Consider the following 11,942-nt stretch of genomic DNA (forward strand, 5'->3'; position numbering starts at 1 on the left):
TTTAAAAATTTTAGATAAATTTTAAGAGCTTTTGGCTATCCTCCCCTTCCCATTATCAGCACTTCTATTACAATACTATAAAGGTTGTTATTTTTTTGATAGGCTTATCTTGCTAACCTAAATAACTGATGAAATTTAAATCCAGTAGAGTTAAAATTCTAAAAAAAGTATATTACCTTTTCGAGTAAGATGATACACTTAGACGTATGAGAGTGGGTTAATAAGGTAGACTAGTTTTGGCTTATTCATTTGGTACTTTATACTGACAAGCCTTTTACAACAAGTTAAATCCTGAACACAACTACGTTTTCTTTGTATTCTCGTAAATCAATTTATACAGCTTACAGGAATATATTACAGGTACCCTTTATGTAAGAAGTAAAAGGACAAAACTGGGGTAGTCTGTTCAGTTACAATTCTGTCTGCTAAAATTGCTATATTTGAACATGAATTAATACAAAGATAGATTACGAAATAAATAAAAAGACAAAACACCATAATAGAAGGTATTTTGCCTGTAAGTAAATGTTTCCAAAGGGGTTTTTATTAGACAGTACTCTAGATTACATTCAATTTATATTTTTCGGAATTCTCACGTATTATAGTTAATATCAAATAACTAAAGTAAAGGATAATAATATTTGCTTACCGATATCCAAGGGTATATATTATATCTCATAATTATTCCTCCTTTCCGTTATTAATATTTTACACCTCTCTTTTTTGGGGGTCTCAGGTATTTTTGCGAAATCTGTGTTCTTTTTTTAATAAACTTTTTCTTCAATTACAAATTCTACCCTTATTTATTATCAAAGAATCATAATGCTTATGTATCATCAGATCTTTATACCAAGTTTTAGGAATAAAAACGAAGCGAGATGATGTTCTTTTTGCAAGCCAATACATTCATTGATATAGACAACATTTAAAAGGAACAAAAAATCATAAAAAACACCCCCAAAAAGGAAGGTTTTATTCATCAACTATTATATTGATCTTTAAAACAATATGACTGTGTCATTATTGAAGAACTCAATATGAAAGGAACGTACATGCGTTAAACTTCGGTAAAAATATTGGAAAAGAAACTAGTTAAAATTAACAATTGGTTTCATTCCTCTAATACTTGTTAGAATTGCAGACAAATAAAAGACGTGCTAACACTTTCTAAAATTATATTCCTTTGTGATTGTGGTTTCTCTGCTAATAGAGATTGGAGTGTATAAATAACGAAAGCATTCACCATTTAGCATAGATATAATAATTAGTACAGGTGATTCACGAAGGAAGCATAACCAATTAGAAAATTTTAGGTTTTTCTAACTAAAAAGCATCCCTTCAAGCTACATGAAATGGTGTTAGGTGGGCGAGTGGTTCGGTTTCAGCATTTAGAACTGATAACATTAATATATAATTAGTTGTTGGAGGTATCAATTTTTGCTTTAGATCTTTCTTACATATTACTGCTTCTATAACTGAACCTATGTGTATGTTTAATAGAACTAACTTTTTTTATTTTTTATCAAGGATTTCATAATAAGCATTTCCTGTTATATAGTAGAGTACCTGTACAATGTGCAATAATTGCTTTGTAAGATACTGAGTTAGACCACGTAATATAGTGGAGCACATTTTAAACTATATTTCACAATTGAAACCTCAGCTTTATCTATTTATGAGGTGTTCAACTTTTCCCAGAATATTAATACCGGCACCTTCCGCTAAAATCAAATTTATTTTTCACCAATTCAAAAATCGCACTTTATTTCTATTTATGTATCATGCAAAGTATCGATTATAGTAGTATTAACATAATGAAAAAACAAGCTTTATTTATATCATCAAGGAAAAATTACCTTTTCTTGTGCTCTACATACATTTTTTTAATCTTATACTTATTATTAAGGAAATCCTGTTACATTTATATTATTTAAGCTTCCTTTCATTCACCACGAAAAAGTAGAAAATAAAAATCTACTCATTAAGTTTATTATTAACCTTATCACTATTGTAATAGTGTAAACTATATTGATAAAAATAATGCGATATCTTATTTTGTATACCCTGTTTTAAAAACTTTTATCCATTAGTTAATTTTAATTACTTATTGTTTTGTGTTAGACTCATTGACTTACTTAAGTTTTCTGTTCTGTATACTGACGGATTAATACCGACAATTTTTTTAAACATACGTGCAAAGTGTGTTAAATCGTTGTACCCAATTGAAAAACAAACATCAGTAACTGAGTCCCCTTTTTGAAGTAATAACTTCGCTTTTTGAATTCTTTTTCTAATAATGTATTCCTTAAATCCTATACCAACATTTTTTTGGAACATTCTAGAATAATGATATTTACTTACGTATACCTGTGATGCGACTTTCTCAAGTGAAAGATCGTGTTCGCAAAGGTTTTCTTCAATGTATGATAATGAACTTTGAAACAAAGAGTTTGAATTTGATGGTTCTATGTATGTTTCAAGTGTATCTAAGAATGAATTCAGTAGGATATTATTTGTTCCATTTATACCAGTTAGGATCATTAATATTTTTTCTACCTTTAGGTGGCTCATTGTCCAATTTTTAGGAAATGCGCAAGCATTTGTTAAAAGAATATATATTGAATAACTCTCTCTCTTTACTATTTTTTCGACATCTCGAAAACTACTAACAGTAATTAATGTAACTTTATTCATCAGGCTACCGAACCAATCTTCAAAACTTAATTTTTGATGTTGACAAGGGTAAAATAGAATTGCTGGTTTCATAATTACGCCTCCAGGAATAGTTTTATGAATTCTCTTAATATTTTATAAATATAGTATCAACAAAGGAATTAATTTGTTCATTGTTGGTTGCGCGACATTCAGGTTATTTTGTCAAATTATGATTTTATTGCACTATTTTACCTTTAAAATGTAATTAAATACCACAAAAATGACTGTCGACGTATTTCGACAGCCTAATATTGGATCAGTCACTATAGAATTTCATTTTTATTTTTCTGATATTTCTTTTCTTCGTTGAAGTTAATGTAACGAAAATACCTTTTTTATCTGTCCATCAAAATATGATTCTATCAATTAATTAAAAACTTTTTTTATCGCTTTTGTAATACTATCTATTACAAAATTCGCTTCGTCCAATGTTGTGTTGAGTGGGGGGTATAAAAGAAATATGCTGTTAAAATAATTTCCTAAAACACCATAATTACTTATCTCTCTTGAAAAACATTCACCCATTTCAAAATTGATAGGTTTTTTTGTTTGTTTGTCAGTAACAAATTCAATCGAGATCATCATCCCTAATCCCCTTATATCTCCTACACAAGAAACGTCAGAAAGGTTGGATGTCAAATTTGATTTTATATACTGTCCAATCTCTTTTGCATTTTCGAGAAGACTTTCATCTTCGATAATCGATATTAATTCAAGTGCTGCTGCACAACCCACTGGGTGGCCACATTGTGTCGACCCATGTAAGAAAATCCCCCCATCTTTAAGAAGTACATTTTCAATTTTTTCAGAGATCAAGGTAACACCCATTGGGAAGTAGCCCCCTGTTAACCCTTTTGATATTGTCAGTAGATCAGGTTGGATGTCATAATACTCACTAGCTGTCCAATACCCAGTGCGTCCAAGCCCTGTGGTAACTTCATCAGTAATTAGTAAAATATTATTTTTTTTAGCTAGTATTTCAACTTCTTTTAAATACGTTTTCGGTAATGGAATCACACCATTGACACCTTGAACTGGTTCAATTATTAGTGCTCCAATATTTTCGGGCTGAACTTCATCGATCATGTTTTTTAATTGATTTAGGCAATACTTAATAATGTCCTCTTCAGTGCCCTCTATAGGTGGTCTCAACATGTTAGGAAATGGTGCACTTAAACAATTATGCAATGCATCCCCAAAGTTTTCCTTTATACCTAAGTTTGTAATTGAGCCTGAAGCAAGTGTTGTGCCATGATAATTTCCATTTAAGCTAATGAAATGAGATTTTCCCTCCAACCCTAACATATTAAAGTATTGCCTAGTCAGTTTCATTGCTGTTTCAACTGAACCGCTTCCATCGTTAGAGAAAAATGTCAATGAAAACTGATTCTTTGTAAGATCAATAAGTTTTTTTCCCAAGGGTTGAAGTAGTTCATGTGTTTGCCCACATGTTGAACCAAAACTTAATTTTTCCAACTGTTTATTCATTGCATTAATTATACGATTGTTACCTAATCCAACAGTTGGAACTGCTGTTGTGCCATAAAAATATTTTTTTCCTAAATTATCATGAACCCAACAACCTTTACCTTGTTCTAAGTAAGTGTATATATTTTTAATATCTTCTTCTGTTTTATTTTCTAGATTTGGCATAAAGCTAAAAGGGTGTAGAACGCTGTATTTCTTACTCAAATATTTCTCTCCTTTTTAAATATTATTAATAGACCATGATCTAGTAACATCATTTCACTTCATTTTTAACAATTGTGTCAAATAATCTACATAACAGCATTTATCAATTTCCAATATATGAGGTATTTACATTCTCGTCTATGGGGATATTTACTTAAATTAGTATCTAACTAGGATAAATGGTGTGAGACATATTACATCAACTTATCATACATGTCTGATATGATTTATTGTAGGGTTAACTGCTATATAAAAGTGGATTTAGATGACTATTTGCTAATTCTCCAACCTTAACATTGGGAAAGAATTGATAGAAGTCATCCTTTTCATCACTTCTATCCATTTTTGTCAACTTTGCTCCATCTGCATAGTAGATAATAGCAAAGGCTTTTCTTGTTGTATCTAGATGGTTAGGATTGGCGCTGTGAAATGTCCATCCAGAATGAAATGTAACATCTCCAACTTCAAGTGATCCATAGTTAAATTCTTTTGATCTTTGTCGAAGAGCTTTTCTAAGACTTAACTCACCGTATTTATGTGAACTGGTTAAAAAATTTAGAGAACCTAACTTTTCTGATAAGTTATTAATTGGGATCCACAAGGTAATGGTCTTATCTGTATCTAAAGGCCAAGCTACTTGATCTTGATGCCAAGGTGTGGGTCCGCTTTTCGCGCTTTTATATAGGATACAATCATAATGTAGTCTGACCCCATTAACATTTAGAAGCTTTGCTGATATTTCTGCAAGTTGTCTTGAATGAACCAATTTTTTTATCCTGTTTGATTTTGTCCATAAATTAGTAACTTCCAAAAAGCCTTTACCAAAGTCATTTCTTTTAAATTTTGATAAGTTATTAGAATCTTCTAATGATCTAATAAGTTTATCAATTTCCTTCTCAAGTATGCTGATATCTTCTTTATTAATTAAGTTCTTTATTTTAACATGACCGTGTTCGTTAAATTCATTGCATAATGTTTGGTTAATTTCTATCGGAGAAATCACTAGTGTACCTCCTATTTCCATGAATCAAAGTAGCCAGCTTCCTTAATTGAAAATACTGAACCTTGTTTTTGTGTTATTTTAGTATTATTATTAAGCCTTCTTCTTACTTTCTTTCCATCTCGATCAATTAGTTTATTAAAATTCAGAGCTAATTTTTCTACACTTGCACCTGTAAAATGTGTTAATAAGCACCTTCTAAACCTGTGTATTGAAGTATTCTCTGAAGATCCATGAATAACATTTCCATTAAAAATAACAATATCACCTGGTTCAGTTTTAACATTTTCAATACGGTTTCCTTCTGGAACTTCAATTTCTTGACCTCTATCTGAAAAATATTGCTTTACATCTGTTGGGTCACTATCTGGAAACTCCAATTCATTTCCTTGTGTACCTGGTACAAATTGAAGACCACCATTTTCTTCATCTGTATAGTCAAGAGAAACCCAAACAGCATAAGTAGTACCAGGTGATACACCAAAAGCGTAATTATCTTGGTGAAGTGGAAGTTCTCTTGTGGTAGGGCTTTTGAAGTAATAACTTGTTGAAATAACCAATGGCTCTTCACCAATCAAAACCTCCATAATATCAAATACTTCTGGTTTGATTGTATGTTCCATAATAATAGGATTTTTTCTATGGTAATCTCTCATTCTAGGGTAAAGGCTTTCTAGAGGTTTATTCTTTTTAGTAAGGATCTCTCCACCTTTGACCAATTTAACCCAGTGATTCTTAAACTGAGCTTTTATTGATTCAACTTCTTTATCTTTATATATTCCTTTCAGAACTATATAACCTTTTTTGTGAAACTCATTAATCTTTTTATTAGTAATTAAGTTAGTCATTGTATCCTCCTATTTTTTGAAGCTAGCTAAATTGATCCGTTTACGAACTCTTTCTCCTTTCTTATTAACGAGGTTATTATAGTTAAGTGTTAATTTTTTGGCGCTAACACCACTATAGTGACAAATGATAGAGTTTCTAAAATCTAGCTCAGAATTATTTATTGTTGAATCATGTATAGCATGTCCATGATAGATAACAATATCGCCTGGATCTGTTTCTAGACTTACAATGTCATACCCATCTGGAACTTTTAGTGTTTGAACATAACCAGCAAAGGTATCTGTATCTTGACTATAGAATTTTTCTGGCGTTAATAATTCGAGTTTGTGAGACCCCGGTACAAACCTCATACCTCCATTTTGTTCAACCGCTTTGTCTAAACATGTCCAAATAGCATGACATGTTCCTGGAGAAACTCCTATACCATAATTATCTTGATGAAACGGCATACCTTCCATTCCGGCTGGTTTGTAATAGAAGTTAGTAGAAATTAAATCGACCTCTTCTTCAATTATTTCTTCTATCATATCTAAAACATCCCTCTTAATTGCAAACTGGAGAATCGTGTCGTTCTTTAAATGTAAGTCCCTTTGCCTTGGATAAAGACTATTCAAAGGTTTTTCAGGATCTTGTTGAATTTCACCAGATGCAATTTTTTTTAACCATATTTTCTCATATTCTTCCTTTAAATCCTGAACTTCTTCTTTGGTATAAGCACCTTTAATAATGGTATACCCATTTTGATGAAACTCTTCTTTATTTTTGCTAATATTCAATTCTTCACGTCCTTTATCTTTTCTTGTACTTTATAATGGTAAGCAATAATAGCCTCTCGACTCCTCTAAACACACCTTTAGAAAAACACTTCTTTCTCCAGCATTGTGCATAAAGTGTGGTAAATAGAAAGATGGTACTCCTGTATTCTGTATGTATCTTTTGAAGGAGCATTTATTACTACATTACATAAATGATCTCCTGCAAATTGAGCATGGTTACCAGTAAAGCAAATAACCTTCATACCTATTGTATGAGCAGTATATATTGCATTGATTACATTTTCAGATTTTCCGGAGGTAGTAAAAGCTATAAGAACATCATCGCTATTTCCATATCCTATCAGTTGCTGAGAAAAAGTAAGATTGTAGCCTTGATCGTTTGCAATAGCTGTTAGGGCTGCACTTTGAGAAGAAAGTGAGAAGGCAGGGATTGAGGATTCGAGGTTTTTTGCTAAATAATCTCCTCTATTACCAAGAGATGATAATTTATGTTTTATATCATAAGGTAATTCTCTCTTTCTTTGGAAAGATTTTATTAATTCAGTTACCATATGATCTGCATCTGAACTACTTCCTCCATTACCGCATAATAAATACTTCTTTTTTGTATGAAATGCATTTTTTAACAAAATAAAAGATTTATTAATTTGGCATATACATTGACTTAATTCAGGGTAACGATTGAGTACTTGATTTAAGTAATAAGAATGTTTCATAATACCTCCTTCCTATATATCATTTTGCATGGAAATTGGTATTTTTTCTCGGCTTCTTTTAGAAGAAATTTGGGCAAATTTAGCTGATATTATTATTAGGAAATATACTATTATATACTTAATACAAAATAGTAGGTGAATACAGTGCAGGGATTTAAGCTGCATAATAATAAAGATGAAGTTTTAGTAATTGGCGATATTGTTTTAGATTGCTATGTAGATTGTAATAGTAAATATTCAGACAATGAAAAAGTTAATAAGTTAATAGTTAAAGAGAAAACTTATGTACCCGGTAATGCTGCTAATGTAGCAAATAATATTGCTAACCTAGGTATTTCAGTACATCTTTTTGGTGTAATTGGAGAAGACAGACATGGGCATCAATTAGAAACGTTATTAAATCCATCTGTTAGAAACAACATTTTAAAAACAAGTAATAGATATACCCCCATAAAAACTCGTTATTTAAACGAAGATCAAGAAATCTCTGCGAGAATAGATGAGGAAGAATATGTAGCGTTATCAGATATGGAAAGTCGCTACTTGTTTACCCTTTTTGAAAAAATCAGAAATAAAATAGGTTACCTAATTATTTCTGATTTAAACAAAGGGACATTTAGTCATCAATTCCTCCAACGCATAATAGCAAAAGCAAAGGAAGCTAACATTGTAATATTAGTAGATCCATCTGATTCACGAGAATTATCTTCTTATGTAAATTGTGATTTTTTATTTCCTAACTTACATGAATTCGAGAGGCTGACTAAACAAAAGTTTAAAAATTTAAGTGAGGGTATTAACTTTTCTAAAAGTTTAATTAAAGAACTCGGAATTCATAATATTTTATTAAAAGCTGATAAAATGGGAAGTGTCTTTATAAACTTAAATAACATTTATTACTTCCCGTCTGTTAACGATAAAGTAATTTGTACCATAGGAGCTGGAGATTCTTTCATCTCTGGATTTGTGTATTCTTTAATCAAAAACACGGATATTTTAAAGGCATTTTTATTTGCAAATCTAAGTTCAAGTATATCTATTTCAAAAAAAAACACAGCTACGGTTGAAAGAGAAGAATTGGAGCTTGCTTATTTATCAAAAAAAGTGGTGAAAACTTATGGATCTATTCTTAGAGAAAGTTAAACAGAACAGAAAATTATTGAAGAACAAAGGAACTCAATTCATGTTATTAGTTGAGGAACAAGCACTTTTTGACGCAATATCCTCCATTGAACAGTACAGTAAGAGTATAATTATATTTAAAGGTGACTGTACCTCACAACTTAAAACGGTTTTTAAAACACTACCAAGTTATGTAAATAATGAAGATTTTAAAGTAAATCTAAAAAAAATTATAGAAGGCCAGAACCCTCCCTCTAAGTCCTCACAATTTCCATTAGAAAAACCATTTACAATTTTAATTGACAATTCACCATCAATAGAAAATTTTTTGGTGAATGATAAATTAACTAACAAGATAAAGAATAGCAATATGTTTTATCCATTTTCTTGTTTCCATACAAAAGAATGGATATACCCTGTATACCTCCCACTTCAAAAAGACTATAAAATTGTCATTAAAGGTCCTTCTCATAAGAAGAAGGCAGTGTTACTGGACTGGTTTTTTGGGAATGGTGATGTAGCCATTATATATATGCAGCTAAAAGCTTTTATTAAAAAAGAACAGGTTAAAGACTACAAGATAGATATTATAACTAGAGAGAAGTCGAAACAACTAATCAAGGATATTTTCCCTGAGTGTGAAGTATACTCTCATTTCGATAGCTTTTATACTTATGAATTTATAACCAGATCCAGCTATTATAATGATGTTTATTTTATTAATACTAGATTAAGTCACCCACCACACTTACATTTAGTAGATATTGCTGCTAATGCACTTGGCTTTAAGGAACCCGTCTCTCCATTTATCTCAAAAGTTCCAGCTCCCTCATTACCTGTTGAGGTACATAAAAAACTTAATCAGATTAATAAGGAATCGAAACTTGTTGGAGTGCAATTTAAAACTGAAGATTATCAGCGATCATGGAATAGTAATAACATCAACAAATTTGTACAATTATGCAATCAAAATAATATAATTTTGATCAACCTCACTCCCATTAAAAAACTCTCTACTGAAATAATAGACTTTAGTTATCTCCCAGTTAGTCAATTATTTGAATTAATGGGGTACTTAGATGCTTTTGTTGGAATAGATAGCGTTTGTGGCCATATCGCCGGAGTTGTAGGAATACCTTCTATTACAATTTGGGGTAAGGATACACCCCTATCTGGGGCACAAAACCCTTTTGTAAGTTACAGAGTTTTAAGTCAAAATTATAGTTTATTCCCTAAATCAAAGGATATCAGTGATGTATCTGCTGGAATTGTTTTCAAACGTTTAGAAAAAATTTTGGAAGAGGGTTTTCATTCTTCTGAAAGGATAACTGTAAAGCAATCAAAATCAGGATTTAATATAGAAGAGATAGGGTTGTGATAATCTTGGAGACTATACTCATAAAAAGTTTGAATCAGAATGAAGAATTGACCAAATTTTATCAAGAAATATTAAGAAAAGATTTTAAAGAACTAGGAGTAAATAAGATTAACGTAGTAACTGATGAACAACTATTAGTGAAAGAAAACACTAAAACAGTATTAATATCATCTGAACATATACTAAAGGATAATTATTCCTACCTTTCACCAAATGATTTATGGAAATCTCCCTTGAAAATTGTCTCTATAATTATCCCAGAACAAATGGATAATTTCTCTTTTCGTTTCACTAACCTTCAGTTCTCCCCTCTTTGTTATATCTACAACCCCTTTCGAAGTCATATACGCGAACTGTCATTATATTTATTAAATAAATTGGGATTTAAAACTGAGGTAAGGTTATGAGAATGAAAATCGTAACAAGAGAAAGTCTACTAAATCATATAAAAAAGCACCGGGAGGAATTTAAAAAGATTATTCTGGCTGGTGGATGTTTTGATTTATTCCATCCTGGACACCTAGAATATATAGAAGAAGCAAAAAGTTTAAACGGTATTGTGATCGTTGGCATTAATTCTGATGATTCAGTGATAAAAGTAAAAGGAGAATCTCCCCTATATCCATTTGAGGAACGAGCTAATATGTTGGCAGCTCTTGAATATGTTGATTATGTGGTAAGAATAGATGAATTAAATTTAAACAAAATTATTAGCCTAATACGTCCAGATTTTTTTGTGAAGGGAATTGATTACAAGGGAAAGGATTTTCCAGAACAAGAAGTGGCTAAAGAAGTCGGAACTAAGATTTTACTTTTAGGTGAGAAAAAGCGCTATTCTTCTACTCCTTTAAAGAAAAAATACAGAGGTGAATTATATGACATTACCAAATCTAGACTCTACTTATAATTTAACTAAAGAACAAATTGATAACTATCAACGAGATGGGCATATTTTATTACGAAGCGTAATGAACCAAGTTGAAATCGATGCTTATCGTCCACATGTGGTTGAACTTGCTCTAAATTACAAATTAGAGAATATTCCTAAAGAAGACCATCATTATTATGGAGTAGAAAAGGCTTTTCCTACTGTTATGAATATGTGGGAGATTAATTCAAAAATTAGAAGATTAACTTTCGCAAAAAGATTTGCAAAAATTGCAGCAAACTTACTTGGAGAAGATCGAATTCGTTTATATCATGATTCTTCGATATTTCTAGAACCTGGTGGTGGGGCAATACCATGGCATACAGACAGCGCGTACATGCTTCCTATTCATCCTGATAGAACAATAACAATGTGGATGGCTTTAAATTATTTGCCAGAAGAAATTGGTTCTATGGGGTTTGTCTCTCGTTCGCATGAATTAGCTACTGAGGATGTTTTATTAGCTGCAAGGAAAGGATACCCATTAGTTGATTATGGTGCCATGAATCCCGGTGACGCAACATTCCATTCTGGATTAACTCTTCATTATGCAGCAGGAAACCCCACCCCAAATTATAGAGAGGTTCTAACAATTATTTATATAGCTGATGATTTAACAATTGTGGAACCAGAAGAGAATAAAGCAAAGGACGCACGAAATTATCATTTAAGAAGACTTTTTCCTGGAAAATCACCAGGAGACTTAGCTGCTAGTGATCTTACTCCTGTCTTATACTCACGTGAAGATGAAGAGGTATAGGAAAGA

11 protein-coding genes are annotated in these 11,942 nt (G+C 31.2%); 5 read left to right on the top strand and 6 right to left on the bottom strand.

Annotation, left to right across the window (positions count from 1 at the left end):
- Nucleotides 1-2,100: 2,100 nt before the first annotated feature.
- From JM172_RS14060 to JM172_RS14085, 6 genes are all read right to left on the bottom strand, one after another.
- On the bottom strand, nucleotides 2,101-2,766 hold the full coding sequence (locus tag JM172_RS14060) for a helix-turn-helix transcriptional regulator (protein ID WP_214482994.1): 666 nt from the start codon (nucleotides 2,764-2,766) through the stop codon (nucleotides 2,101-2,103).
- A 315-nt stretch (nucleotides 2,767-3,081) separates the two neighbouring features.
- The gene (locus tag JM172_RS14065) at nucleotides 3,082-4,407 is read right to left on the bottom strand and encodes an aminotransferase family protein (RefSeq protein ID WP_214482995.1); all 1,326 of its coding nucleotides are present in this window, start codon (nucleotides 4,405-4,407) and stop codon (nucleotides 3,082-3,084) included.
- Nucleotides 4,408-4,645: 238 nt separating this feature from the next.
- On the bottom strand, nucleotides 4,646-5,410 hold the full coding sequence (locus JM172_RS14070; RefSeq protein ID WP_214482996.1) for a phytanoyl-CoA dioxygenase family protein: 765 nt from the start codon (nucleotides 5,408-5,410) through the stop codon (nucleotides 4,646-4,648).
- Nucleotides 5,411-5,421: 11 nt separating this feature from the next.
- The gene (locus JM172_RS14075; RefSeq protein ID WP_214482997.1) at nucleotides 5,422-6,255 is read right to left on the bottom strand and encodes a phytanoyl-CoA dioxygenase family protein; all 834 of its coding nucleotides are present in this window, start codon (nucleotides 6,253-6,255) and stop codon (nucleotides 5,422-5,424) included.
- A gap of 9 nt (nucleotides 6,256-6,264) precedes the next feature.
- Nucleotides 6,265-7,032 carry a phytanoyl-CoA dioxygenase family protein gene (locus tag JM172_RS14080; RefSeq protein ID WP_214482998.1) on the bottom strand — a complete coding sequence of 256 codons (768 nt, stop codon included), beginning with the start codon at nucleotides 7,030-7,032 and terminating at the stop codon, nucleotides 6,265-6,267.
- Nucleotides 7,033-7,109: 77 nt separating this feature from the next.
- The gene (locus JM172_RS14085; protein ID WP_214482999.1) at nucleotides 7,110-7,748 is read right to left on the bottom strand and encodes a D-sedoheptulose-7-phosphate isomerase; all 639 of its coding nucleotides are present in this window, start codon (nucleotides 7,746-7,748) and stop codon (nucleotides 7,110-7,112) included.
- A gap of 135 nt (nucleotides 7,749-7,883) precedes the next feature.
- On the opposite strand from JM172_RS14085, the gene JM172_RS14090 reads away from it, so the two are divergent.
- The 5 genes from JM172_RS14090 to JM172_RS14110 are packed head-to-tail and all read left to right on the top strand — an operon-like array spanning nucleotide 7,884 to nucleotide 11,936.
- Nucleotides 7,884-8,891, top strand: coding sequence for a bifunctional heptose 7-phosphate kinase/heptose 1-phosphate adenyltransferase (locus tag JM172_RS14090; protein WP_214483000.1), 1,008 nt, complete (start codon nucleotides 7,884-7,886; stop codon nucleotides 8,889-8,891).
- Nucleotides 8,866-10,248, top strand: coding sequence for a glycosyltransferase family 9 protein (locus JM172_RS14095; protein WP_214483001.1), 1,383 nt, complete (start codon nucleotides 8,866-8,868; stop codon nucleotides 10,246-10,248). The genes JM172_RS14090 and JM172_RS14095 overlap by 26 nt, the downstream gene beginning before the upstream one ends.
- A 29-nt stretch (nucleotides 10,249-10,277) precedes the next feature.
- Nucleotides 10,278-10,655 carry a hypothetical protein gene (locus tag JM172_RS14100; RefSeq protein WP_214483002.1) on the top strand — a complete coding sequence of 126 codons (378 nt, stop codon included), beginning with the start codon at nucleotides 10,278-10,280 and terminating at the stop codon, nucleotides 10,653-10,655.
- Nucleotides 10,652-11,155 carry an adenylyltransferase/cytidyltransferase family protein gene (locus JM172_RS14105; RefSeq protein WP_214483003.1) on the top strand — a complete coding sequence of 168 codons (504 nt, stop codon included), beginning with the start codon at nucleotides 10,652-10,654 and terminating at the stop codon, nucleotides 11,153-11,155. Before JM172_RS14100 ends, JM172_RS14105 begins: the two co-directional genes overlap by 4 nt.
- Nucleotides 11,124-11,936 (top strand): phytanoyl-CoA dioxygenase family protein, encoded by an 813-nt coding sequence (locus JM172_RS14110; RefSeq protein WP_214483004.1) that lies wholly within the window; start codon nucleotides 11,124-11,126, stop codon nucleotides 11,934-11,936. Before JM172_RS14105 ends, JM172_RS14110 begins: the two co-directional genes overlap by 32 nt.
- The last annotated feature ends 6 nt before the right edge of the window (nucleotides 11,937-11,942 follow it).

Source organism: Bacillus sp. SM2101, from assembly GCF_018588585.1.
In the GTDB taxonomy this organism is placed as follows: Bacteria; Bacillota; Bacilli; order Bacillales; family SM2101; genus Nanhaiella; species Nanhaiella sioensis.

Bases quoted from the DNA above. Each gene is read 5' to 3' on its own strand.
- JM172_RS14060 (WP_214482994.1), bottom strand. From the start codon at position 2,766: ATGAAACCAGCAATTCTATTTTACCCTTGTCAACATCAAAAATTAAGT.
- JM172_RS14075 (WP_214482997.1), bottom strand. From the start codon at position 6,255: ATGACTAACTTAATTACTAATAAAAAGATTAATGAGTTTCACAAAAAA.
- JM172_RS14085 (WP_214482999.1), bottom strand. From the start codon at position 7,748: ATGAAACATTCTTATTACTTAAATCAAGTACTCAATCGTTACCCTGAA.
- JM172_RS14095 (WP_214483001.1), top strand. From the start codon at position 8,866: ATGGATCTATTCTTAGAGAAAGTTAAACAGAACAGAAAATTATTGAAG.
- JM172_RS14105 (WP_214483003.1), top strand. From the start codon at position 10,652: ATGAGAATGAAAATCGTAACAAGAGAAAGTCTACTAAATCATATAAAA.
- JM172_RS14110 (WP_214483004.1), top strand. From the start codon at position 11,124: ATGACATTACCAAATCTAGACTCTACTTATAATTTAACTAAAGAACAA.